This window comes from Allosphingosinicella deserti, assembly GCF_003012735.1.
Taxonomy (GTDB): domain Bacteria; phylum Pseudomonadota; class Alphaproteobacteria; order Sphingomonadales; family Sphingomonadaceae; genus Allosphingosinicella; species Allosphingosinicella deserti.
Window position 1 is genome coordinate 639,177 of the sequence record NZ_PXYI01000001.1, and the last position, 23,735, is coordinate 662,911.

At 65.6% G+C, this 23,735-nt stretch carries 18 protein-coding genes; 7 read left to right on the forward strand and 11 right to left on the reverse strand.

What is annotated here, in order from left to right; genetic code table 11:
* The first annotated feature begins 144 nt into the window (after nucleotides 1–144).
* The 5 genes from C7I55_RS02975 (at nucleotide 145) to C7I55_RS02995 (ending at nucleotide 7,983) form a co-directional block, all read left to right on the forward strand.
* Nucleotides 145–600 carry a carboxymuconolactone decarboxylase family protein gene (locus tag C7I55_RS02975; protein ID WP_233222010.1) on the forward strand — a complete coding sequence of 152 codons (456 nt, stop codon included), beginning with the start codon at nucleotides 145–147 and terminating at the stop codon, nucleotides 598–600.
* Between the two features lie 419 nt (nucleotides 601–1,019).
* Nucleotides 1,020–1,271, forward strand: coding sequence for a hypothetical protein (locus C7I55_RS02980; RefSeq protein ID WP_106511363.1), 252 nt, complete (start codon nucleotides 1,020–1,022; stop codon nucleotides 1,269–1,271).
* On the forward strand, nucleotides 1,271–4,762 hold the full coding sequence (locus C7I55_RS02985; protein WP_106511364.1) for an NACHT domain-containing protein: 3,492 nt from the start codon (nucleotides 1,271–1,273) through the stop codon (nucleotides 4,760–4,762). Before C7I55_RS02980 ends, C7I55_RS02985 begins: the two co-directional genes overlap by 1 nt.
* Before the next feature lie 604 nt (nucleotides 4,763–5,366).
* Entirely contained in the window at nucleotides 5,367–5,639 is a 273-nt protein-coding gene (locus tag C7I55_RS02990; RefSeq protein ID WP_106511365.1) for a hypothetical protein, read from the forward strand.
* A gap of 484 nt (nucleotides 5,640–6,123) precedes the next feature.
* The gene (locus C7I55_RS02995; protein ID WP_158266259.1) at nucleotides 6,124–7,983 is read left to right on the forward strand and encodes a sulfatase-like hydrolase/transferase; all 1,860 of its coding nucleotides are present in this window, start codon (nucleotides 6,124–6,126) and stop codon (nucleotides 7,981–7,983) included.
* An 85-nt stretch (nucleotides 7,984–8,068) separates the two neighbouring features.
* On the opposite strand, the gene C7I55_RS03000 is transcribed toward C7I55_RS02995, so the two are convergent.
* From C7I55_RS03000 to C7I55_RS03050, 11 genes are read right to left on the reverse strand one after another with little or no spacing between them, the layout of a single operon-like run.
* Complete coding sequence (locus tag C7I55_RS03000; RefSeq protein WP_106511367.1) at nucleotides 8,069–9,529, reverse strand: DUF6519 domain-containing protein; 1,461 nt, start codon at nucleotides 9,527–9,529, stop codon at nucleotides 8,069–8,071.
* 9 nt (nucleotides 9,530–9,538) lie between these two features.
* Entirely contained in the window at nucleotides 9,539–11,707 is a 2,169-nt protein-coding gene (locus tag C7I55_RS03005; protein ID WP_106511368.1) for a hypothetical protein, read from the reverse strand.
* Entirely contained in the window at nucleotides 11,704–14,610 is a 2,907-nt protein-coding gene (locus C7I55_RS03010; protein WP_106511369.1) for a putative baseplate assembly protein, read from the reverse strand. Before C7I55_RS03010 ends, C7I55_RS03005 begins: the two co-directional genes overlap by 4 nt.
* Nucleotides 14,607–17,084, reverse strand: a complete 2,478-nt coding sequence (locus C7I55_RS03015) for a putative baseplate assembly protein (protein WP_106511370.1) — start codon at nucleotides 17,082–17,084, stop codon at nucleotides 14,607–14,609. Before C7I55_RS03015 ends, C7I55_RS03010 begins: the two co-directional genes overlap by 4 nt.
* The gene (locus tag C7I55_RS03020; RefSeq protein ID WP_106511371.1) at nucleotides 17,081–17,440 is read right to left on the reverse strand and encodes a GPW/gp25 family protein; all 360 of its coding nucleotides are present in this window, start codon (nucleotides 17,438–17,440) and stop codon (nucleotides 17,081–17,083) included. Before C7I55_RS03020 ends, C7I55_RS03015 begins: the two co-directional genes overlap by 4 nt.
* 7 nt (nucleotides 17,441–17,447) lie before the next feature.
* On the reverse strand, nucleotides 17,448–17,771 hold the full coding sequence (locus tag C7I55_RS03025) for a hypothetical protein (protein ID WP_106511372.1): 324 nt from the start codon (nucleotides 17,769–17,771) through the stop codon (nucleotides 17,448–17,450).
* Nucleotides 17,772–17,785: 14 nt separating this feature from the next.
* Nucleotides 17,786–18,313, reverse strand: coding sequence for a phage baseplate assembly protein V (locus C7I55_RS03030; protein WP_106511373.1), 528 nt, complete (start codon nucleotides 18,311–18,313; stop codon nucleotides 17,786–17,788).
* Complete coding sequence (locus tag C7I55_RS03035) at nucleotides 18,310–19,440, reverse strand: hypothetical protein (protein WP_106511374.1); 1,131 nt, start codon at nucleotides 19,438–19,440, stop codon at nucleotides 18,310–18,312. The genes C7I55_RS03030 and C7I55_RS03035 overlap by 4 nt, the downstream gene beginning before the upstream one ends.
* Nucleotides 19,433–19,753 carry a hypothetical protein gene (locus C7I55_RS03040; RefSeq protein ID WP_106511375.1) on the reverse strand — a complete coding sequence of 107 codons (321 nt, stop codon included), beginning with the start codon at nucleotides 19,751–19,753 and terminating at the stop codon, nucleotides 19,433–19,435. The genes C7I55_RS03035 and C7I55_RS03040 overlap by 8 nt, the downstream gene beginning before the upstream one ends.
* The gene (locus C7I55_RS03045; RefSeq protein WP_106511376.1) at nucleotides 19,750–20,403 is read right to left on the reverse strand and encodes a hypothetical protein; all 654 of its coding nucleotides are present in this window, start codon (nucleotides 20,401–20,403) and stop codon (nucleotides 19,750–19,752) included. The genes C7I55_RS03040 and C7I55_RS03045 overlap by 4 nt, the downstream gene beginning before the upstream one ends.
* Before the next feature lie 9 nt (nucleotides 20,404–20,412).
* Nucleotides 20,413–22,578 (reverse strand): eCIS core domain-containing protein, encoded by a 2,166-nt coding sequence (locus C7I55_RS03050; RefSeq protein WP_199192692.1) that lies wholly within the window; start codon nucleotides 22,576–22,578, stop codon nucleotides 20,413–20,415.
* Here C7I55_RS03050 and C7I55_RS28430 point away from each other — a divergent pair.
* Both C7I55_RS28430 and C7I55_RS28435 read left to right on the forward strand, forming a co-directional pair.
* On the forward strand, nucleotides 22,558–22,908 hold the full coding sequence (locus C7I55_RS28430) for a hypothetical protein (RefSeq protein ID WP_199192693.1): 351 nt from the start codon (nucleotides 22,558–22,560) through the stop codon (nucleotides 22,906–22,908). The two genes, C7I55_RS03050 and C7I55_RS28430, sit on opposite strands and share 21 nt — an antisense overlap.
* Nucleotides 22,909–22,914: 6 nt before the next feature.
* Complete coding sequence (locus tag C7I55_RS28435) at nucleotides 22,915–23,496, forward strand: hypothetical protein (protein ID WP_199192694.1); 582 nt, start codon at nucleotides 22,915–22,917, stop codon at nucleotides 23,494–23,496.
* The last annotated feature ends 239 nt before the right edge of the window (nucleotides 23,497–23,735 follow it).

Sequence of the window (23,735 nt, forward strand, 5' to 3'; positions counted from 1 at the left end):
TGCATGACGAGATGGCCGCCTCCGGTGTGACATGGGACGAAGGCGGGAACGAAAAAAAATCTGCTTCAAAATGTCACGATGCACCGGCGTACCTCGTCAAGTCAGCGAGCGCCGATGCTCGGCGCCGATTGCAAGGAAAGCAGCATGACCGAGATGAAGCGCTTGAACTGGTCGGAAATTGCGCCCGAGGGCGCCAAGGCTCTGTTCGGTATCCATCATTATGTGACCAGGAAGACTGAGCTTCCTGAAGAGCTGATCCATCTGATCTTTCTACGAGTGTCGCAAATCAACGGCTGCGCCCATTGCATCGATATGCACACCCGTGATCTGCTCAAGACCATGGCGATCGACAAGGTCTCGCTGGTCCCCGTCTGGGCGGAGGTGCCGCACCTGTTTTCTGACCAGTATCGAGCAGCGTTGGCCTGGGCGGAGGAAGTGACCAATGTCAGCACGACCCATGCTTCAGACGAAGCCTATGCCGCCGCTGCCGCCGCCTTTGCTGACAAGGACTTGGTCGATCTCACGCTAGCGATCGCGGCAATGAACGCGTTCAATCGCCTCGGCGCGCCATTCCGCCTGCCGGTCGCTGCGAAGCCATAAGCTCGCGAAAGGGGAAGCATACCTTTGCTTCCCCTTTCGACGGCACGCGACCATTGTACGCCGTTGTCAGGTAGTGGCTGGAACGTCGGCTCACCCCGAAACTCGCCGTTCACCGCGCTGGTAGCCCCCAAGCCCTGCCGTAGCAGTGTCTAACACGTTTCGACATGTCTTGCCCCCGGCTACACAGCGTTCCCGATGATTGATCGCCCCGAGAGGCATGCCCCGACATCCGTCTGAACCACGTTGGAAAAAGCGAATGTCCCGAACAGCGCGCCGGCGAAGGTCAATATCGCGATGATCGCGAGGACGGCGCGGTGCCAGCATAGCCGCGATACCGGCCGGAGGGTTGCTGGAACTGCTCGTCCTGCAGTTCGGCCGAGGTGAGGAGCTCCACCAGTCCCGGCCAGCAAAGGTCCGCGATGACCGAGGAGCAAAGCCTCGCCATCCAGCGCGATTACGCAATGAAGGAGGGTCGCCGCGAGATTGATGTCCGCCTGTCCATGGCCTACTACTTCATCATGCGGATGAACCTGGACCTGCCGCCGACCCGCGCGCAAATCTGCCTGAGCAACATTGACGAGGTAAGGAAAGCGATCGACGACGCCAAGGCCGGGTCGAAGACGCGCATCCTGGAGCGCAAGGGGCGGTCGGACGGCCTGGACGCGCGTTGATGGAGGGCGGGGGCGCGGCGACCCAGGGCGGTGTCGGCTACCAGGACCAGGTCGCGGCCCTCTACATGGGGCGCATGCTCGACCAGCGGCCCCGGCCGCCGAAGGACCGGCCTGAATCGGTCAGGATCGAGGCGACGTCAGCGGTCGACGACGCGCTCGTCGAGATGGCAGACGGCCGCCGCCTCTTCATCCAGGCGAAGCGCGCGCTCGCCACCAACGGCGCCGCGTGGACGGGCATGTGGAAGGCCTTCGCCAACCAGGTGACAACAGACTTCCGCCCCGGTGACTCGCTCTCCCTCGCGATCGGCGAGACCACGACGATGGCAACCCGCCTCAGGGAAATCTGCACGCGCTCGGACGAGCCCGACGTCGGGGAGTGGCACCAGAGGCTCAACGAGCCGCAGCGCCGCCTCGCTATCGCGATAGCGGCCGCGCTCGGCGGCGACCACGCTCTAGCACTGTACGTATGTCAGCAGCTCGACGTCGACATCTGGCCTGCGGAAGGGCTGGCGCGCGACTATGCGCCGCTCTGGATGCCAGCGTGCGACCAGTCGCCGGACCGGCTCCACGCCGTCCTTACCGGAATCGCGCTCGAGGGCGCCGCCATCCGCCAGCGATTCGCGCCTGCCGAACTCTACGACCGCCTGCGCGCGGACTGGGACATCCGCATCGATTCGCCTGAGTCGTGGGGTGCGCCACGCTATCGCGGAGCGATTGCGAGGTCCGCCGTCGTGACGCTGCCGGGCACCGGCTTCAGCCGACCGATAGGCGACGACTTCTTGTGGCCGCGCTGCCTGCCCTACGACCGCGGCCGCAAGCCGGACTTCGACGACGACGCGCCGCGGTGGCGGGAAGCGGGGGACTCGGCCGCGGAGACACTCCGGAACTTCCCCAGCGCCGATCTGGATTCGGTTGTCCTCATCGCCGGCCCGGGGTTCGGGAAGTCGACCCTGGTCCAGGCGATCGCGGCGAGGCTCGCAAACGACGGGCTCCTTCCAGCCATCATACGGATTCCCGAACTGGCGGACGCCGGCTCCGGCATCGCCGAGTTCCTCGCGAACGAGGTCAACTCGGCGTTCGGGGTAGGCATAGACTGGGCCGCCGCCGCCGGCGCGGGCACGCTCGTCCTGCTACTCGACGGACTCGACGAGGTCTCAGGATCGCGGCGGTCGGCGGTGCTGCAGAAACTGTCCGACTACCGCGCCAGCTCGCCTCAGGTGCGATGGCTCATGACGGTGCGGGATCCCGCGGCCCTCGCCATGCCCGAAGGTGTGCGCGTCCTTGAGCTGGCACCCCTTAGCGACGAGGAGATAGACCGCTACGTCGAATTCTACCGGCCGGGCGAACCCGCACTGCCGGCGCTGATACGCGAACGCCTGCGCGGGCGGCCCGACCTAAACCGCCTAGTACGCATCCCGATATTCCTCGCGCTGATGCTGGTGCTCCGGCAGGAGGAGAGAAACATCAGCAGGAGCGACCTGCTCGAGACCTATCTCGAAGTCCTGTTCAACCCCAAGGACTACAAGGCGTCGCAGGACGAGGCCGTCGATCCGACCACCCTGCGCAAGATCGCCGAGCGCGCCGCGTTCGAGGCGCTGGAGGATGACGATGTGGGCATGGGCGCGCAGGCACTCGACGGGTGCACCCACCACCTAGCACCGGAAGTCGGCCCTGACGTCGTCCGCCGCTCCCTGCTCAGCCGGGGCGTGATACGGAGGGTCAACGCAGTGCGCTTCGACTTCCCGTTCCCGATCGTGCAGGAGTTCCTGGCATCGACCGAGCTGCTGCGAAACCACGCGCCGGAGCTGGAGGCGCGCCTTAAGATGATCGCGCACCGTCCGTGGGCCCAGGCGATCCAATTTGCGCTCGAGCGGCATCCCGATCCCGAACCGCTCGTGCGGCATCTGCTCTCGACGACTGACGACGCCTTCCACACCGCGCTCCGCCTCACAGGACGCTGCGTCTCGAACGGGATGCGGCTTCCGGCAGGGCTCCGAGACGAGGTGGGCGACCGTCTCGTGGCGATCTGGGGCCGGACCTCCTGGCGGACCGCCGAGCTCGTGGCGGGCATCATCATCGACGCGTTCTCGCAGCCCCTCCACCCGGCAGTTCGCGAGCGACTTGGCGACCGGCACCTCATTCACCACGGCTCGGACGCGATTCTGGCGCGGCACCGAGACCAGGCGCTAACGTTGGATGTCATGGCGCGGCTGCTGGCCGGTGACATCGAGCACATGTTGAACATCGGCGAGCTCCAGGGAGAGGTGAACCGCATCGGAGGACCGGTCTTCGCGATGTATGTCGGCGCGGCGCTCACCAACCCGTCAGACGGCGCATCCGGGGCTATCACGGCGCTGATCTTGCACATGAGCCGCGGGTCGGTCCCCGAAGTCGACGCCCACGACGCCTTCTCGAATGAGGAACTTCCGATCGGGGTCAGGCTGGCAGCCTGGGTGCATACGGACGCGCCGGTCGAGGACGTGATCGAAGGCCTGATCTCGGAGGCGCTCCGCGTCGACGATTACGAGCACCGTAGTTCCGCGGCGCGGGCGCTGAGCGTCCCAGCGATGAGCACGGAGGCGGCGCTCCGGCTACTCCTGGACCCCGATCTGGAGGATGAAGCGCGCGAGAAGGCGCTGGACTACCTACTGGCGGACTGGCTCCGCTCGAAGGAGCGCGGCCGCATTGAGGAGCTGGCCCGCGACAAGTCGTTGCCCAACGCTCTGCGCGACCGCGCGGAACTCTTCGCCCTGGCCGCCGGCGCGGGGGAACTGATCGACCCGCTGGTCGAGCGTATGTCGGCCACGGACGCACAGATGGTGGCCGCCGTGGCGATCATGTTCGGGCATGTGCCGCGGCGCGGGCCGGTCGAGCGCGCTGTCGAACTGATCGAGGCCCGGGACTGGTCCCCCGCCGACCGGTTGACGATCGCGCATTCGTTGATCACGGGCCTGACCTACCGCATGGAAATGTTCTCGTTCCGATCGGGCACGCTTCACCCGATCCCGCCACACCCCGGACGGGCGATTCCCCTCGAGCTCATCAGGCGGTGGCTCTCGCTCGGCGGCTACACGGCACGAGAGCGGCTACGTCTCGCGCTGGAAGCGATCCGGATCGGGGCGTCTTCAGCGTCGGATCTGTCGGTTCTCCTAGAGGATGCACTGAAGGAACCCGCCGACAGCCACGCGGCGGACGCGTCGACCGCCGGGCGGGCCATCGAGGAGCTGGAAAAGGGGCCCAACCGGCTCACTCTCCCGCGTCTCCTCGAATTGCTGGCCGAGGAGGACTACAACATGTCGTCTTCAGCAGCGAGCGTGATCGCTGGGCGGGGAACCAGAGAGGCAGCCGACTCCCTCATCAGAGCCTACGGCCGACTCGAGGACGGTTACCTTAAGGGAGCGGTCCTCGATGCGCTCGAACCGCTGGCCGGGCGGCTTGGACTGCGCGTGACGCGGGAAGGCAAAGAGCTTCGCGCCGTCAGCTCGCGCTGAGGACCCATCAGTCCTCTAGGCTCGAGCTGAAACTCGCGATGTCGGTTTCAGCCACTAGCCAGCTAAATACCGCCAGTCAGCAACCGGCCAGACCTGCTCCTTCAGGACCGCGAGTGGCTACGCCGGCGAGCGTCAGGTTCTGGGAGGACCAGCCGTTCGAGTTCCCAGCACCGATCGGCCGCTTTGTCCCAAAGCTTGCACTTCCTTGGGCAGATGCCCTCCATCGGTAACGCCTCCTCAGGGATCGGCAATATCGGTGAGCGGCGACGCGTGTTGACGCGTTACGACACTGCCGCGAGTGATTCGCATGGGAGCCCTGATGTCCGGAGCCGTGCCAGAAGAGCCGACCGCAAATGTGGGGCAAAGTGTGGAGGCGAAGCTTCTTTTAACCTGGTAAACCCAATAACGATCAAACACTTACGGGAAAATCACGGTAGCCTCCCGCCCTACGCTCGCTCCTGTTCGACAAGTTCACGTCATCGAGACCCTCTCGCATCGCTTCGAGTATCTCGTCGGCGCCCACGATCATCTGTGGACCCGACCTGCTGGATAGGGTCTGACCCTGCTATGACGCCCGTGGGGAGAGACAGGAGAGGTTTACAGGATGAGGAAGGTGCTGCTCGCGGCCGCGCTGCTCGCGCTCGTCGGATGCGACACTCGGGCGGCGATCTGGACCGCGTGGGTCTACGAGGATTGGGACAACCGGACGAAGAGTGAGAGGCTGACGGGCTTCAAGACTTTCGAGCAGTGTCAGGAGGCGGCGATCTCGAGGCTGCGCTCCTATCCCGAGCCCGATGGCGGCGATTACGAATGCGGCTACAAATGCGAATACAAGCCCTCGATGCAGACGAACGTCTGTAAGGAGACCCGGAAGTAGCGGGAGGCGTCCTGATCGTTGCCCTCACTCGGAGCGGCGTCGATGATCGTGCCCACCATTCCCTCTGGCCGGCGTTGGCGAGCGCCTGATGCGAATCGAACTCGATCCATACGCAACGACGGCCATAATCGTCTCCACTCGGTCCACAGTGGACCAGATTATCTCGGCGAAATGTTGGCATTTTTGTTGGTGCCATGTCTCGCGTCTTCAAAGAAATCGAGCAAGTACAAGCGCTTGTGAAGATCTTGTGAGTCCTCTCCTGGCACCACACTCTCCTTCTAGGGAGCAGTGTCGATAAATCCCCGATCGCGGGAAAGGCCGCCGTTCCTGGCATGGATCGGTTCGCGGCAGGCGCCGTCAAGACAGGCGCGAACTGCCTCAGCTGTCGGTCATGATCGTGAAGGGCTGGATCCGCGGCGAAGCTGCGTGGTGCCAAGCGACGCTGAGATGCGCTACACCCGGTCGGAGCAGGGGTGGGGGCATCATGGTGAGCGATCGAGTCGCTGGAGCAAGCGGGCAGCGCGGCACTTCCGGTATCTACGGCCCGTTTCGAATGGCCTATGCAGGCTTGATCGCGGCCTTGTGGCTGGTTCAGACGTCCGGGCGGCTCGTGCTTTTCTGGCAAGCAGGCACCGGCACCGGACCTCTCGCTGTGCTGCTGCACTTCGCGCTGGCTTTCTCCCTTCTGTGCATGCTTGGCCTGATCCTCACGCTACTCGGTGCCGGTCGCCGGTTCGAGGCCGTTCGCGTGACCTTGGCAGTGGTGCTGCTCGCAGCCGTCCACACGATCCTGACCCTGTTCGACATCTACCAGGCCATCTTCATCAATCTCACCGGGAATCCGGCACCCACCCTGATCATCTTTCGTGCGACTCCTCTCGCCCTGTCGCTTCTCGACAATATCGGGATCAGTCCGTTGCGGCTTGCCGCTGCCGTCCTGCTGGTGTTCGGTGTGCATATTCTCCTCTATTGGCCGCTTGGCGGTCTCCTGATGCGGCTCTCGCGCCGCCTGGCGCGAATCCGGGTGCGCATTGGGGCCTTGCGGGTGAGCGGTCGGGTGGGGCTCGCCGCTGCGTCGGTCGGCACCTATGCGGCCGTCGGCATGGTGCCCCTCGGCGTCAGGGGCGGCGAGCCTGTTCTCGAGGGTTTGAGGCCCGTCTTCCAGATCGCGCCACCCGAATTGCTGGCGGCGGCGCGTGCACCGGGACGATCGCATCGACCGACGATCCGAAAGCCGGCGCCGGCGGCGAGCCGCCCGTTGGTCCTGATCGTCGTCGACGCGCTTCGCCGCGACCGGATGGGCGTCTACAATGACGAACTCACGAACACGCCGTTCCTGAGCAGCCTCGATGCGCAGGGAAAGCTGCACAAGTTCGACGGCTACGCCACCTGCACCTTTTCCTTCTGCGGGATCATGAGCATTCTCGCGTCGCGGAGCTGGAACGATTTCGGGACCCGGCCGGACACCCTGGTCGATCTCCTTGCGGCGCATTCCTACGATATCCGGCTGGTCCTTGCAGGCCAGCATGCGAGTTTCGGGGGGCTGACGACTCTGCTCGGCGGCCCGATCACCAGCATTTCCGATCAGCCGTCCGGCACGCAACCGAACGATTGGCGGGCGATCGATACGCTTGAAACGCTGCAGGTTCCGGATCCGCGACGCACCTTTCTGTACATGCACCTGATGTCCACCCACGCCGGCTCCTTCATCCACCCGGACTTTCGGGTAACCCCCGACGATAGCGGAATGGTCGGTGCCTATCTGTTCAGTCCCTCGGGCAAGTCGGACTATCGACGGATATACGATCTGCGGGTCCGGCAGGCTGACGAGATCATTCGCCGGGCGTTCGAAGTTCTCGCCCGCAAAGGCCTGTTCGAAGACGCACTCGTCATCATCACCGCTGATCACGGGCAGCGCACATCCGAGGGCGGTCTCCTCTATCATGGCGGGGAGGCTGATCCTCCGACGCTCGCCGTTCCGCTCCTCCTCTATGACGCGCGCGACCGAGCCTATCCCGCACGAGATCCGGCAAGCCTGATCGATGTCGCGCCGACGTTTGCCGAGGCGATCGATCTTCCCGCGGCGGCTGGATGGAGGGGCGTCGCTTTGCAGCGAACGGCGCAGCGTCAAGCCGTCCCGGTCGGCACATCCGAATCCACCGGCATCGTCTGGGGCGAGGGAAACCGCGCTCTACTGTATCTTTGCAATCGCGACACCGGCCGGGAGCGGTTGACGCCTCTGCGGACGGGTGGACTCGCAACGGCGCCCGAGCTTCTCCAGCGGGCACGGCGCCTCCACCAGGTCGCGGCGGCGCCGGTCCGCGAAGCGGCCTGCCGGATGTGATATCCAAGATAGAAACCGTGGTCGCGCCCTGAATTCACCGGGCAAGGATTCTTTCCCGCGGTGCCTGCAGCGGGGGTGAGTGGCGCTAGCGCTTCTTGGCCGCCTCCGGCTTGGCGGCCGTCCCGGCTCTGGTGGCTTCGCCCTTGACCGTGCCGGTCAAAGCGTTGTTGCCACCCGTTGCCCGATCTTCGATACGACAGGGGAGACGCTGGATGCAGCAGCGTAGATCGGAAAACTCGGAGGTACCCGCCGCATTGGCAATCCGGCCCGCGAGCGGTGCATAATGATGCTGCGGGCCATGCGGTCGCTGGAATTGAGGGTTACCCGGGAGCCCTGGCCATTCCACTTCGCCGGTCAGGATACGCGCCGGGATCATCCAATAATCGCCAGCGCGGTAGGCGCCACCCTGCTCGAAGGTGATCTTCACGCCAGCCTCCAACTCGATCTCCACATCTTCGGCAATCGCGATCGCGCCGCCGGCCTTCGCCGGGTCGCCGGGATGGTCCCATCGGCGCAGCAGCGCGTGCCGACCCAGCGCCTCCGCCTCGGAATAGGTCGGCAATGGCGCTGAGCCATTGGGCAGCGAAAGCTCGACGCGCAAGTCGTCACGCTGCACCTTCGCGACCTGCGCAAGCAGGCCCGCCGCCCCGGCGGAATCGTCCACCAGCTCGACCCAGTCGCCCTCGACCAACGTGGTCGCCTCGTCCCGGCCGAGATGACCCAGGACCATGCGATTGCCGTTGCTCGACAGGACCGGAAAGGTGATCGCGCCATTGTCCCGCGACCATTTGAAGGTCGCGCCGCTGCCTTCTTCTTCGGCGTCGCCGCCGGTTTGAATTTCCACCCGATAGAGCTGGTTCTCGGCACCCCGGTAGCGGGCGTCGGGCGCGATCGAGCAGAGCGAGTCCGATCCCTCGCTTGGATTGGCACGCGCGCGGAGGCGCCCCGATCCCAGTCCGACGAGCGCGTCGAACGCCGACCGATCGTCGATGTCGAGCAGCAGGCGCACCTGCCAGCGGATGCGCGCCCGGCCGCACGTGTCGATCCCGCCGAGCGCCACCTCCCGGATATACGGATCCTGATCGGCCGAGACATAGTCTTCCCAGACGTCGAGATAGGCGAGCCAGTTGCGCTGGCGGAGCGAGTCCGGGGGCGTCTCGCCGAAGGGGAAGCCACCCTGGGCACGGTAGCGGATCGCGTCCCCGGCCTCGACAGGCAGTCCGCCGACATAATAGCGGCCGGGCAGGATCAGCAGATCGTCGTCCCCCAGTTCGCCTTTCTCCGCCTTCAAGATGGCGTCGACCTCGGCGGCGCGCTCCGGAGAAAGCGAGGCGCGAGACTCGGCGCTGACGATCTGGAAGCCGCATTCGGTCGCAGGCCCTGCGGCCGGACCGAACAGGTCTCGGGTCAGCGCGCGCATATAGCCAAGCAGGATCGCGGTCTGCTCGTTCCAGTCGGAGTCGAGTTGTACGCGCCCCTGCTGCATCAGAACGCGGCTGTACTGACTGCCGGCATGATAGCTGTCGCGAGAGAAATCGCCCTTCATCACGGCCTCCTAATTGGCAAATATGACGTCGGGTTCGGTCGACGCCGGGGAATATTCAGACAGCCTCTCTCGCAGGCTCGCTTCCCGTTGCGGCTGGAAGAGATCGTGGAAGACGCCCATTTCGGACTCGTCGTCGGCGCCGCGGCGAATCTCGACGGCGCACCATTGCGACAATTGCGCATATGCGGCGTTGCCGTAGCGGATGCTGTTGAAATGGGGGCGGACGCGTGCGGCCTCGATCGCCGGATCGACTCCCGGCCGGGCGCCGGCCTGTTCGGGCTGGCAGTGGCTGCGGCGGGGCGTACGCGATCCGGGGGGGACGTAGCAGAAGCGCATGCAGCCGAGCTGGCGGCGGGCGACGCGGACCTCGCCCGTGAAGATGCTGTTTTCGGCCAGCGGTATCGCATGGGTCTGGACACGGCCGAACACTGTGCAGCGCGTGAACGAAGCCTTGGCGAAGGCGAGGGGCAGGGTGTTGGCGCTGATGGCGGCCCGCTGGTCGCTCGTTGCATCGACGATGCTGTCGCTGAGCAGGATTTCGACGGGATCGCTCTGCACTTCATCGGCAACGACCTGGATAGCGCCGATGATCGATGCGGAGATCCGGATGCGCGCATTGCTGTCGATCAGTTCGAGCCCGGGCTCGCTCGGGCGCTTCGGGTCGCAGTCACAGGTCAATCCCCAGCCCGGGACGAGTGTGCAATGTCGAATCGTGACGTCGCACAGATCTCCCTCGGCAAAGCGTTCCTCATCGTTGCGATCGGGACCGGAAATCTGGATGCCGCGCCCCGCGACAAGCAGGCCGTCGAGCACCAGGCGGCTGCCCGCCTTGCCGGTGACGGTGAAGGCGTCGGGCCGATCCGCCATATAGTCGAGCAGGCGGATGACAGGGCGCGTACGATCTGCCGCGCGGATTTGCAGATACTCACCCGCAGCCAGTTCGAGCGCGAGCTGTTCGCTATAGGCCGAGCTGTCGAGGATCTCGATCACTGCGGCGCGTGGGCGGTCCGCACGATGGTCTCGTACCTCGCGCCATGCTTGAAGCGCGGCGGTGATCGACTTGTGGATGTCTTTGCCGATGCGGTCGCGGCTGACCTGGTAGAGCTCGAAAGCAGCCGGCTGTGCGAGTGGGCGGTGATATTCTCCGCCGCCGATGTCGGCGGAGAACGCCGTCCGATAGTCCACCCAGACCCCGTGCTTGGGGGGCTGGCGGACCGGGAACAGGATGCGGCCGCGTTCCGGATCGACGAGCAACTGGCCGCGGCCGGCTCGGTAATGCCAGTCGGCGAGATCGGCAGGGACGATGCGTGCCGCCGGAACCGGCTGCGGTGCGCCCTTTTCGGGCCAATCAGGCGCGTAGATCGCCAGGCTCTTGCCTGCGCCATAGAGTGCTTCGCTCGCGTGAACGACAGGCGTGCCGTGGTCGTGGCGATGCTCGAGTGCGCGGCGGCGGATGCGGACCGGAAGGTTGGCCTCTCCGGCGATGGTTGTCGGAACCGTCTCGGGTACCGCGCGGGCATAAAGCGGGCTGTCGTTCCCGAGAATGCTGAAGCTGTAGCATTGAGAGCCTTCGCTCTCCACGCAGTAAGCCGGGGCGTGCGTAACGCTGTAGGTTCTCAGCCGCCAGGCGAAGATGCCAACCGACGGCACGTTGAAGCGGCCGTGGCGGCGGATGTCGACATTGTGGGCGATGGAGTCGAAGGGTGTGCCGAGGCGGGCAAGGGAATCGCTGTCGCGGAGATCGGGACGGCGGCCGCGCTCGGGGCGGACATGCGCGATGTGCTGCGTGCGCGCGAGCAACGCGTAGAATTCGACGGCGCGCGAGGGCCAGCCCGAAATGCTGTTGGCGAGCTCCTCGAGCAGCGCCAGCGTGCCCTTGCGGCGGCGCCAGGCGAGCGTGTTGGCGATCTCGGCGCGTGGCGTGATTGCCGGGGTGCGTGCCCGCCCGGCGGCGGCCACCGGCCGATAGCCCACCAGATCACCGATATAGGGTACGGCCCAATCGGCGCAGGTCTCGATGAACCAATTGGCATATTGCTGGGTGATGTCGCCTTCAACAGCGTCGACCTGCTCGCCGATCAGCGTGACCAGCCCGCGCAGCGGGTAGCCGGCGTCGGCATCGCGCCGGCGAAGATAGTCAGGCAGCAGCTCGTAGAGCGCGTGCGGCTGGAGGCTCATGACGGAAGCTCCTGAAGGATCAGCGTTTCGGGAACCGCGGGCGAGAGATAGGCGATCTGGTGCCGTTCGACGCTGATCCTCGGCCGGGCCTGGTTGAGCGTGTCGGCCAGCTTCACCCCACCGTCGCCGAGGATCTGCTCGCCCGTGATCGCGTCGAAGACGTCGATATCGACTGACACCACGCCCCGGACGCGCTGGATTGCCCGGAAGGCGTGGCTGAGAAACACCGGCGCGCCGAGCTCCTGCGCGTCGAACGCGAAAGCGCTGAGCATCGCGGCCCGGATCTTGGGCTCGACGGCTTCCCAGAGATAGTCGGGATCGATCCGCACGCCTGCCTGTGTGACGATGCTCCGCCGTTCGCGTACCGCAAGCGTCAGCGGGATCATCGGGTCGCCGAAGCGATGGAGAGCGTCCTTCAGGTTGGCGAACAGGTCCGCGCTCTCGTCGATCGGCGCGTCGTCGACGCCCGCAACGACGACGGTGATGCGGTTGCCGGTCCGCCATGCCGAGGCCTTGCCGATCCCGCCGAAGGCCCGCGCGAAATCGGCATAGTCGCTGGTCGAGAGCAGCCGGTCGAGCGCCATGATTGCAACAGGTGCGTTGCGGCGGATGGCCTCGATGCTTTCGCGATCCGCACCGCCGGAGGCGCGGATCGGATTGATCACGTCCTTGACCCCCAAGGGACGGGACGCGAGCAGGCTGATCTGGCGGGCGGCAACGTTTCCCGGGGCGCCGATACCGCTGCGGTAGCGTGCCTTCACATTCTCGCGTCCGGTCGGCAGGCGCATGCCTTGCCTGCCGTTGCCGAAGATCACGACGGGTTTGTCGTCGTTGCCGGTCTTGGTCGTGAACTTGCGCTCAGTCGCGTCCACCGCGGCAAGCGTCGAGACCTCGCGCCACAGCACATCGTTCACGCGAACTTCGAGCGTGCTGGCAATACCCGACGGAGTACGTGCCGAGACATGGGTAAGCGGCGGCTGACGAAGGAGGAAGCTCTGGAGCGGCTGCGCGGCATTGCCGCTGCCCATCACCTCGGCGCGCGTTTCACCATGCGTCGCATGCGCGACGTTCGCGTAGATCGTCACGGTGTCCCGCTTGTAGCGATACGCGAGCCCCGCAATCCCCGTGGCGGTCGAGGCGGCGATCCTTACGACCGAATGATAGGTGTCTCCCGCCTGAGGCTCCGTTTCGGGTGGGTCGCCGCCGTTGGACCCGTTCGGCACCGTGCTGAATGCGGCGAACTCCTTGCCGGGAGTGCTGTCGCTGTCCTCATCGTCATCGTCATCGTTGTCGTCGCTGCCGTTGTCGTTGTCGTTGTCGTTGTCGTCGTTGTTGTGCACGGCAACGGTCCGTACCGTCTGCTCGACTCCCGAGAGCATCACCAGCTCGGTGGCTCGGATGCCGGGAATGGGGTTGCCCTTGCCGTCCGGAATGTCGGTGCGCTCGCCCTCCACGATCAGCCAACGACCGGAATCGAGGCCCTCGTACAGATCGTCCAACTCGATGACGTCGCCGAACACATCGTCGGTGATCGGCGCGTCCGTGAGTTCGAGCTTCTCGCTGCCGAGATAGACCCGTGAGCCGCGCACCATGCTGAAATCGTCGTTGTAATTCAGCCACTGCGGATGTTCGTCGCCCCACGAGATCACGAGCGACTTGCCCGACAGCCCGAAAGCAGCGAGCGACTGGCGGCGGATGGTTGCGGACGAAGGCGGCGAGACGGTCGATAGATCGGCCCGTTCGATAATCACGCGTGTGCCCGGCGCGATGTCATAGTCCGAATCGAGCGCAATCTGAAATGAGTGATGGACCGTGTTGTCGCTGGAATTGAGAACCCATTCCGCGAAAGTCGGGGGCTCGCTCTCGCTGCCGACCTTGGTGAGCTTGAGCGGCGCATTATGCCCGAACGGGCGCGCCTCTATCCGCATCGCATACACTTCGAGCGTCGGCGGGACTGACGGCCCGGCGTTGCGCAGCGCTGAATAGAGCGAGCGTGCCAGCGCGGGATCGGAATCGGCGAGCAGCTTGGGCAGGGTATCGGCCCGGCTGGAAAAGCTGCTCGCGACGCTTCGCGCCAACTGCGCGCTGCCCCGCGGCGCACGGCTCTGCGGCCGGCGAAGCGCATCGAGCGACGCTGCGTCGAGCACCGGCGCGTTGCCGGTGTCGGCGACAGGCGGCTCGCTCGAACTCTGCTTGGGAGAAGCAAGCGTCACGTGGGTGCGTTGCGCTACCTCGTCGGGCTTTACCGTGGCGATCCGGATCGGCCAAAGGACAGCGCCCGTCTCGCCGATGAGCAGCATGTCGCCGGGCTTCAGTCGAGTCGCGGTGCCTTTCAGAAAGAGGCCATCCTGGACGATCATCCGCAGCATCTGCGGCTGAGTCAGGCGAGGGTGGATCGCGTTCCATTCGAAGCGCGCCGGCAGGTCCTCGCTGGTCTCGAAGGCCTGCATCGTCTCGCCGGGATTGGGTATGCTGTTCGCCTTGGTGCCCTTGGGGATCACCACCGGGGCGGCATCCTTTTCGAGGCCGAAGGCAAGGTAGACGCTGGCAGCGACGCCCGGACGCGGGACATATCCGATCAGTCGGGCGAGCTCGACGAGCGAGCGGCGCTCGGTGGCCGTGCGCAAATAGCCCTCATTGGCGATCCGCTCCTGATAGAAGCAGAGCACGTCGGCGATGGTGGCCCAGGCATCGAGCATCGCGATTGCCGGATCGCCGAGATCCCGCGTCCGCAACGCCGCGAGCTCGGGATAATCGGAGGAGGAGAGTCGGGCGAGCATCGTCTCGAGGAAGCTGGAATGTGTCCCGATCCTGGTGTTGAGTGCGTTGAGCCCTGGACGGTTGTCGATCGGCAGCGGCGTCACGGCGTGGAGGCCGTCGCAGCATCCGCACGTGCAGCTCATCGCCCACCTCCCATGTCGAATTCGAGCCGGCCGTTTTCCGGATAGTTCGGATCGTTATCGAGCCGAGCGATTTCGCCGGGGCGCAGCACCAATCGGCCGGTGTCGAGCGCACTGGTGTCGCCCGGGCGGTCGAGCGGCTGCAGCGCGGTGACTCGCACCGTCTCGATCCCGTCCACTGCCATCGCCGCGGCGATCACCTGGGACAAAGCGACCGGCTGGCCGAAACGCCAATTGTCGGGGTGGAAGAACCCCGGCGTGCCGTCCATTCGCAGGCGATTGGCAAAGATGTCGAGCAGTGCGCTCTTGATATGCGCGCGGTTGAAATGGGGCAGGACGCAAACGTGCAGCGCCAGGCGCAGAGGCACGATCCGCGCCTCGGTGACCACGACGTCGTGGCCGATCCGCCGGTAGCGTTCGAGGGCTTTGGTGACGTCGCCGATCAGATCGGGTGAAGACTCGGTGCGGCGCAGGGGGTCGATCGCGACCCGGGCCTCGTGCCAGCTTCCGGTCCAGCGGAGCTTCGCCGCGGCGCCCTGAAGTGGCGCCTCGCGGGCGGCCAGTTCGGCATAATCGTCGGCGATGATCGCGCGCTCGCGACGGGACTGGATCATACCGGGCGCGAACAGGCATGCCTCCGCGACCGGCTCGGGATCGGCGCCGCCACGCGCGGCCAGCGGGTTGCGGACCGTGATGGTGGGACCTTCCACGATGGCGTCGCGCAGGACGAGCAGGCCGATTGCCTCGCGGCCGACATTGCCCGCGATCCCGCCGCCGCTGCGATAGGTGGCGAGCAGTGCCGAACCGAGATCCGGCGCGCGTCCGTGGCGGCCGTCGCCGAAGCGGAGATGGGCAAAGCCGTCATCATCGATCTCGGCGACGAAATCGCGATCGTCGCTGCCGCTGGCGATCAGGTCGCGGCGCGGCAACCAGTTCGACGCTCCGTCGGCGAGACGGATTGCGGGAAGCGCGGCGCGCGGGTCGCGGATCGACAGCGCCGCTGCCGAAAGGGAAGCCAGGATCGGGTCCGCGAAGGTAAGCGGTGCCCGATCGAGCGTGGGCGCATAGGCCGCGGCCTCGCGGCGGACTTCGATGACGCTGCCTTTGCACGCGCAGTCGCCGGGAAGCTCCCTTCCGATCACCGGACCGAGCGGCTGAATGCCGGTAGCGCCATGGTCGACGGGCACCACGTTGCCGCGCGCGATGCTGACGTCGCGGACGCTGTCGCAATCGGGCGCCGGGCGGCGGGTGGAGATGCAGAGCGGAAACGGAAGCGCGTCCTCGGCGCTCCATTCGACGTCGACGAGCAGCACATCGAGCAGCGCGTCCTGGTTCGGCGTCACCCGGGTGAGCCGGACGACGTGGCGGTGCGCGGCGTCAGCGTCGGCCGGGTCGCCGGTGCGGGGCCCGAGCACTTCCTCGAAGACCAGATAATCGCCGGGGCGGAGCGCGAGCCGACGCGCGCTCTCGTCATCGCCGCCTTCGCCCGGCGTGGCTGGATCGACGAGGGTGGCGCGGGTCGTTCCGATCGGCAGGCAGCATTCACCGTCGCCCCAATCGTGAAAGGCAATTCGGCTGTGGGCAGCGCGGAAGACGATGGGACCCTCGAGGCCGAGCGGCTCGAAGATCTGCGTGCCCTGCCCGAACTCGGCGAACAGCTCCGGCGGAATAAGCGCGCCGGCATTCGGGTCGATACGCTCCGACCTCGTGGCGAAAAAGAAGTCGTCCGGCGAGGCCCGCGTGAAATCCATGTCGGTGTCGACCGTGACGAAGGCACGCGCGTTGCACCCTTCGTGCAGCGCATAATCGATCAGCCGCAGGTGCCGGCGGATCGAGAGCCGCCGGCGCGCAGTGTCGAGATACGCCTCGGTGGCGACGGCATCCTGATAGTAACTGAGATAATCTCCGGCATAAGCAAGCAGCTCGACGAGAGTGACGCAGAGATCGGGGGCGTGACGCTCGCGCCATTCCGGCAGGATCAGCGCCAGACGATCGTACATCAACTGGCGGAAGCTCGCATAATCCTTCGCCAGATAATTGATGTCGGGCGCGGTCCGCAGCTCGGGTGGGCAGCGCACGAGCGCGCCGCAATCGACATCCGACGGGCAGTTGGTTTTGAAGCTGAAGTCGAGGCAGCGGAAGCGCGGATCGATGCCAGGTACGTCGAGCAGGCACAAAGTGTAGGTCGAGAAGTCGCCGGGACGATCGAGCGTGACCTTGAGGCAGTCGTCGAGTTCTTCGTCGTGCGAGGGGTCCAGAGCGACACGGACCACCTTGATGTCGCGGATCCGCTGGCCGCCGGTGACGCGGACATTGTCAGGAGTGAGCCCCTTGGGAATGCCGTCGAAGAAATGAAGGCAAAGCGACATCTGGTCGTCGGCGACGTCGAGATAGTCCAGCCCGTTCCAGTCGGGATTGTCGAACAAGCGTCGGCGCCGCTGATCTACGCGGCAGGAGAAGGCTTCGTCACCGCTCATGGGATGCTCCTCTCGAAGCTGGTCTCGACGACGTCTCCGGTCCGTCGGACCGCGTAAGTGACGTCGACGGTGAGCTTGGCATCGTCGCTGGTCACTTCGAGGTTGCGGACCTCGATCAGGTCGCCGAGCCAGCGATCGAGCCCGGCCTGAACGGTGAATTGCAGCGCGGCGGCGACTTCGGGGCTGTTCGCAGCGAACACCATCTGGAGCAGGCCACTGCCGGAGTCGGGACGGTTCACCCGCTCACCGGGATTGGTGAACAGGAATATCTCGATCATGTCGCGGACGTGACGATCGTCGCCACAAGCGGCGGTGCGGCCGCGGCTGTCGAAATGGAGGGGAAAGGCGATGTTCATGGTGCCCTCACATTGCCGAGACGCGGGGCTGAGTGGCGACGATCATCAGCGGCGTGCCGGTCGGGATGCACGTCGCCTGGCTATCCATCAGCAGCACCGGCTGGCCCATCGCGGTCACGCGGATCGCCGAGCTGACGAACTGGGCCGTCGCGCAGGGCGGCGCGCCCGAGCTCATTGCCGGGAAGGTGCAGCCGGCCACCGTATAAGGAGAGGCGAGGGTCACGATCGGCTGGCCGCTGACGGTCACGCGCGGAAAAGGCGCAGTGGGCTGCGCCATGCCTGCGTGGGTGCAGAGCACGGTCGCACCCGAATGCAGCATGAAACCCGGCATTGCGAATCCCTCCCCTAAGTGACCTTGAGCGCACCCTGGTTGACGTCGGTGATCCCAAGCAGATTGATAGTCGCGGCGGTGATCTCGACCTTGGGCGCGACCAGCGAGATCCCGGTTTGATTGATCGATACGATCGATGCGCCCGATTGGATCATGATTCCGCCGGCGGGGCCGGGCAGATCGCTGATCACCACCATGTTCTGGCCCGCAGTCTGCAGCACGATGCTGGGGCTCAGCGGCAGCCCGGCCTTGGCCATCGGCGGCACGTCCGCAGTGGAGCCCCAGCGGCAGCCCACCCAGATCGGGTAATCGGGATCGCCATGCTCGAACTCGATCCACACGCCGGCACCGATCGGCGGGACCAGGTAGACGCCCATCGGCGGTCCTGTCGGCCCAGCCAGCGGCGTACACGGCTCGGCCCAGGTCGAGGGCACGACGCTGAGCACGTCGGGGACCATACAGTTGAGACGGCCGCGCATCTCCGGGTCGATGTTGTTGAGCACCGTCCCGCGATATTTTCCCCAGAAAGGCGGCCCGCTCATGCCGGCACCAGTGGGGTGTTGGAGATCAGGCCATCGCGCGAGAGCGTGAAATCCTGCTTGTAGCTGCCCTTCTTGAGCGTGTGGGTGACGCTGTCGACATAATAAAGGCCGTCATAGGCAAGGCCCGCGCCGCGCACCCCGACCAGCATCCGCGGTTCGAGCACATGGCCATAACGCATCACGTCCAGCGAACCGCTGCCGCTGATCGCCGCGGCATTGTCCTTGTTGAGCAGGAATCCGAGGATGTTGCGTGCCGCCTTGTCGGGCGAAAGCTTGGCGCTGGCGGTGTCGAATTCGATCCGCGCCGGCGGAGTGGGGCGGAGGCCGAGCGGGGGCTTGAACGCGTTGACGTTGGGCAGCGGGACGGGGATCGGGATCTTGCGGGTGAACGGATCGAAGATCGTGAACACGCGGATCTTCTTGGCGAGACCATTGAGCGTGAAGCTGAGCGATTCGACGTTGGTATGCGCGTCCATGTTGATCGACAGCGCCGGCTGGGGGATCGGCAGGTCCACGTCCGGGCCGAAATAGGCGACGCTCTGGAGCGGCAGCGGGCCCGGGCGCACGAAGAAGACGTAGCCGCAGCGTGCGGCGATCTGGCCGATATAGGCGCGGTCGGTCTGGTTGGTCTGGGTATCCCAGCCCTGGACCGGAGTTTGGACGATGGGCACGATCGGCGGGATCACCATCGGCACGATGCCGAGGGCGAGGTAGGGCGCGAGGATCAGGTTGACGATAGCGAGCTCGTTCATCGCCGGGAAGGGGCGGGTGAGCGAAACGATGTCCATCGCGACGCTCAGATCCTCGCCGGTGATGGTCAGGGTCGATTCCCCCGGGTCGCTGGACGGCTGCAGCTGCTGCTGGGTGACCAGCCCATCCATCAGGACATGGGGGAAGCCGCCGATCGTGGCGATGATCACGACGCGGGTGGAGATCGGGTCGAAATAGCCCACGGGCAGCATCGTGGTGAGCAACGGCGAGTCCTTGCTCACCGCGAAGGTGAGCTGGAAACCGCTGCGGGTGGCATCGTGGTTGACGGTGATCCCGGTCAGCGCGTCGATCACGTCCTGCGGCGCCGGGATCGGCACTGCAGGTCCGATCAGCAGGGAGAGGGTGAGATTAGCCATTGGGCGCCCCCGGCACGCCTTCGGGCAGAGTGATGCGCAGCTTGCGCCCGATCCGCGCCAGCAGATCGGTCGGCCGCATCGCGCCATTCGCGTCGCAGAGCCGCCAGAATTGCTCGGGATCGTCGAAGTAGAGGGCGGTGACGTTGTCGAGCCGCTCGCCCTGCGAGACGACATGCTCGCGCACCGTTGCGAAACGCGCGGGCTGGGGCAGAAAACGACGGCGGAGATAGATCGTGACGGTGCCGTCGGAATCCTCGATCGTCGCGGTCTCGACGGCGGCGTAGCGGCTGGTCGGTGGAAACAGCAGGTTCATCCGATTGCTCCGATCCCGAATGTGCCGAGCGCGGCGCCAGGGCTGCGCTGGACGAGCTGTTCCTTGGTTTGCAGATAGGCCATGAACAGGCTCGCGCCTTTGTGCCCCGAAGGCAGATCGCTCACCGACAGCACGCGCATGCCGAGGCTGATCTTGGCGCGGATCGGGTTCAGATTGGGGTCGAATGCCTCTTCGGTGATGCTGAACTCGGTGATGCGTACCGGCAGCACGCGGGTCTTGCTCCACACGAACACTGTCAGCGGGGATTCCGCCGGAGCGATTTCCAGCGTGCCCGATCGCGCCAGGCTCTCGGCGGACTGGAGGCTGGCGCTGGTGGGGTAGATAATGGTCTCCAGCGCGGCGAGTTGCGGAAAGATTCCGAGCTGGGCAGCGGCCGGGTTCTGATCCGGGAACTCGATCTGGTCGGCCGTATCGATCTCGGCCTCGAGCTTGATCGTCTCCGTCGGCGGGCCCTTGAGCCGCATCGCCTCGAGCCGGTCGCCCTCGCCCACGGCTTGAATTGCGAGGCTGCGGGTCAGCGTGTCGGGGTTGTATTGCAACGCAATCGTCCGCAGCAGCGCGCCCGATCTCGGATCGAGCAGAACGATGCCGCCTTTGATCAGGCGCGGCGAGCGGGGGAAGGAGGTCATGCGGCGGCCTCAAACATTGTCGTACAGACGCGTGCAGTGTGGGTTGGTGACCTGCGGCGATCGCATCGCCGGGGCAGCGGGGCGAGGACTCATCAGCCCGCTGGCAGTATGCGGGCCCAGGTTGATCAGGATATGCCCGAGCTCGTGCGCCAGCGTGGCGGTGTCGCCAGTGTCGACCACGACGATCTTATTGCGCATTGCCGCATGCGCAGTTCCCGAGAGGCAAGAATAACCGCTGGCGCTGATTCCACTGACGCTGTGGACGAAGAAGGCCTGAAATCGCGCGCCGAAGCCGAAAGCAGCCGCGCCCCCGACAAACAGGGCGCGTTCCTCGCGACCAGGCGACGCGCAATTGTTGCCCGACCGCAAATCGGTGTCGTTGATCAACCCGGTGGTCTGCACGGGCGTCGCCTCTCTCGACACGCCATGCCGCACGCGGACATTGCATTGCGACAGGATTGCGTCGGCTTCGCGCACATCGTCGGCCGGATTGTGCGTAGCGCCATCCAGCTTGAGCGTATCGACGGTGATCGTCTTTTCCGGGCGCGCACGGGCGTCTCCGGGCGCGGCGCGTGCCGCTACGCCAGCGACCGCGGCCAACATCAGGTTTGCGCGGGTGACACCATCCTGCTGCGCCGTCGTGAGAACAGCCGGTGCGGTGCCGAGCGCTGTTCGTATAGTGGCAAGGATCGCAGCGCCGTCCGCTTGCGATGCCAGCAAAGCGGCTTCGGGATTGCGCAAGTTGTTCATGAATTCGAGAGCAACGTCGAACCCTGCCGCACCGAGCTGGCGGAATGCCTCCTGAATGAACGGGCGCTCGGCGACTGCGTTGGTCACGGCGCGCGCGTTCAGCCCGATGCCGCGTGCCAGGGGTGTTGTTTCTGCCACGAGGAACAGGCCGACTGCAGCCTGGATCGTCGCGACATTGGGTGCGCCGATTGCGCCGGCTGCGCGGTCCAGCAACGGCACCCAGGCGGGATCGAAGCCGCTCGCGAGCGCGCGGATCTGCAGCGGGTGGACCGTCGCGATGTGCGTGGCGCTATCGATTTGGACCGGTAGCGGCACGCGCAGGCCAGCGCGCCAGTTCGTCATCGCCGGAACCGGCAGGAAGGTTTGATTATAGACCAGCAGCGCCCGGGCAAGTTCGGCGGCAGTGATGATGTCGAGCGGCAGGGGCCCCGCGGCCCCGGGCGGTGTGAACGGAGTCGCGGTTGTCCAGAGCGGCAGAAGTTGTGCCGCAACGCGATTGGGCGTCAGATTCTCGCCGAGGATCACATTCAGGCGGTCGGCGCCGCTGTCGTATAGGCCGCCTCGCACCGAGACCGGCCCGACGACGCTGTCCACGACGTTCGTTGGCCAGAACTGAAGTCCGGTCCGCGCTGCTTCTCCAAGCCGCATGACATAACCGACTGCATCGGGGCTCGCGCGCGCAATAGCATGTCCGGCGGATGGCGCGACGGCTGCGGGGATCGGCCCGGCAGGGCGAGCGGAGACGATGCGGGCCGCGGCGGCGTCCGCCTCTTGCTCCGCCGCGGGCGTGGCACCGACGGTCCCGAAGTCCGTTCCGGGCATCGAGCGTTGCTGAACGACATGGGCAAGCTCATGCGCCAAGAGCGCGCGCCCTTCGGTTGTCTCCGGCGCGTAGCGGCCGCGGTCGAATACGACATGGTGTCCGGCAGTGTAGGCCAGCGCGTCGATTGCCCGCGCGGAACTTGCCGCCGCCGCGCCGTCATGAACGCGGACGCTGCTAAAATCGTGGCCGAAACGCGGCTCCATGAACGCGCGCGTATTCGAATCGAGCGGCTGACCGGGCGCGTCCAGGACAGGCTCGATCACCGCTGGAAGATTTTGCGCAGCATCGCCAATGGTCGCTCCGCCCCGAGTGGAGCCTTTATCCTGATCCGCTTCTCTGCGGCTGCTTCCAAGCGGGTGCGTCCCGTCGACGGGTTTACGCTGCACACGCTCACCGCCACCACCTTGTTGCACGACATGCGTCAGTTCGTGCGCCAACAAATGTCGCCCGCCGGCGGAGCCCGGCGCAAATTTGCCTGGGCCGAACACGATGTCGTTGCCGACCGTATAGGCGTTAGCACTGACGTCGCGGGCCGATTGCGCCGCAGACGTGCCGGTGTGGACGCGCACTGCGCTGAAATCGTGGCCGAAGCGGCCCTCCATATCGTGCCGCAATTGCTGATCGAGGGGCGCGCCGCTGCTGGCGAGCGTATGGTGGACGCTATTCGGGATGGCAGAAGATTCGGATTGCGGACCATTGGCGAAACGCTGGATGATCGGCCGCGCATCACCGATCCCGGAAGTAAGCGACGCCGCGAGCACCTGATCGGCGACCCGATCGGCCTCGATCTCCATCGGATCGTTCGAGGCTCCGATGCTGAGCTTTCGCTGCAATGCTTCGTCGTCCTTCAAACGCAGGGGCTCGGGCGCGCGCAGCTTGAACTGGTCGCCGAAAGGCGAATTCAATTTCGGCGGCTGCAGCAATTCGGGTAGCGTCAATTGCAGATTGCCCGGCACCGGAGGCGCCACGCCGAGATTGCGATAGCGCTTGATGATTGCCTCGATATCCACGCCACCCAAGCGCGGCAGCATCTTGCGCTGAAATTCGGCCTCCCGCTCCGCTTCCGGCGAGCTCGGTGGGAATCTGAGGCCTTCGCGAAAGCGGGCTTGGTCCGCCGCCATCTTGCGCGTCTCGGCAGCATAGTCGCGCGTCTTGACGGCATTGGGGGGAGAGAATTTGATCGTGATCATGCCGTCGGTCGGCTTGTCGACCGGGCCGTTCCAGGTCAGTTCCACGCTCAATCCAGGCTTCAGGAAGTCGAGCGGAATCGCCGGAATCTGCGCAGGCAGCTTCTGGTGCTTGATCGCGAGCGTTCCGATCGTTGCCAGAGCGACGGATCCCGACGCCACTATCTGCGGCGCCGACCCGAACAAGCCTTGAACGATACGATCCTTGATTCCTTTCCCAACGCTGGTTTCCAGGAAGGCTTCGGCAAGTTTCTTGAGCGCTTCTTCGTTCATCTCGTCGTCGCTCTTCGGGCGCATGTCCTGCACCAGCGGCGCTATCGGCGGGAGCGGTAAGGGATGAGTCGACTGCGCGGGATCACGTTGTAACAGGCCGTCCTTCTTGCCGTTACAGCTCGCACAGCTTCCCCCGCCAGGCGCGTGCGTGCCGCATGCGCATTGCCGCTGCAGCAGCCCCGGGCCAAGCGTCCTGTGGGCTGAAGCGCCGGATGCGACCCGCTGCAAACTCTCCCGCGTCATCGCTCGATTTCCTCGCAAGTCGATTGGCCCACCTGTTGGCCCCAGCTTCTGGCGTT

Bases quoted from the DNA above. Each gene is read 5' to 3' on its own strand.
- C7I55_RS02975 (WP_233222010.1), top strand. From the start codon at position 145: ATGACCGAGATGAAGCGCTTGAACTGGTCGGAAATTGCGCCCGAGGGC.
- C7I55_RS02980 (WP_106511363.1), top strand. From the start codon at position 1,020: ATGACCGAGGAGCAAAGCCTCGCCATCCAGCGCGATTACGCAATGAAG.
- C7I55_RS02985 (WP_106511364.1), top strand. From the start codon at position 1,271: ATGGAGGGCGGGGGCGCGGCGACCCAGGGCGGTGTCGGCTACCAGGAC.
- C7I55_RS02990 (WP_106511365.1), top strand. From the start codon at position 5,367: ATGAGGAAGGTGCTGCTCGCGGCCGCGCTGCTCGCGCTCGTCGGATGC.
- C7I55_RS02995 (WP_158266259.1), top strand. From the start codon at position 6,124: ATGGTGAGCGATCGAGTCGCTGGAGCAAGCGGGCAGCGCGGCACTTCC.
- C7I55_RS03000 (WP_106511367.1), bottom strand. From the start codon at position 9,529: ATGAAGGGCGATTTCTCTCGCGACAGCTATCATGCCGGCAGTCAGTAC.
- C7I55_RS03005 (WP_106511368.1), bottom strand. From the start codon at position 11,707: ATGAGCCTCCAGCCGCACGCGCTCTACGAGCTGCTGCCTGACTATCTT.
- C7I55_RS03010 (WP_106511369.1), bottom strand. From the start codon at position 14,610: ATGAGCTGCACGTGCGGATGCTGCGACGGCCTCCACGCCGTGACGCCG.
- C7I55_RS03015 (WP_106511370.1), bottom strand. From the start codon at position 17,084: ATGAGCGGTGACGAAGCCTTCTCCTGCCGCGTAGATCAGCGGCGCCGA.
- C7I55_RS03020 (WP_106511371.1), bottom strand. From the start codon at position 17,440: ATGAACATCGCCTTTCCCCTCCATTTCGACAGCCGCGGCCGCACCGCC.
- C7I55_RS03025 (WP_106511372.1), bottom strand. From the start codon at position 17,771: ATGCCGGGTTTCATGCTGCATTCGGGTGCGACCGTGCTCTGCACCCAC.
- C7I55_RS03030 (WP_106511373.1), bottom strand. From the start codon at position 18,313: ATGAGCGGGCCGCCTTTCTGGGGAAAATATCGCGGGACGGTGCTCAAC.
- C7I55_RS03035 (WP_106511374.1), bottom strand. From the start codon at position 19,440: ATGGCTAATCTCACCCTCTCCCTGCTGATCGGACCTGCAGTGCCGATC.
- C7I55_RS03040 (WP_106511375.1), bottom strand. From the start codon at position 19,753: ATGAACCTGCTGTTTCCACCGACCAGCCGCTACGCCGCCGTCGAGACC.
- C7I55_RS03045 (WP_106511376.1), bottom strand. From the start codon at position 20,403: ATGACCTCCTTCCCCCGCTCGCCGCGCCTGATCAAAGGCGGCATCGTT.
- C7I55_RS03050 (WP_199192692.1), bottom strand. From the start codon at position 22,578: ATGGAGGGCCGCTTCGGCCACGATTTCAGCGCAGTGCGCGTCCACACC.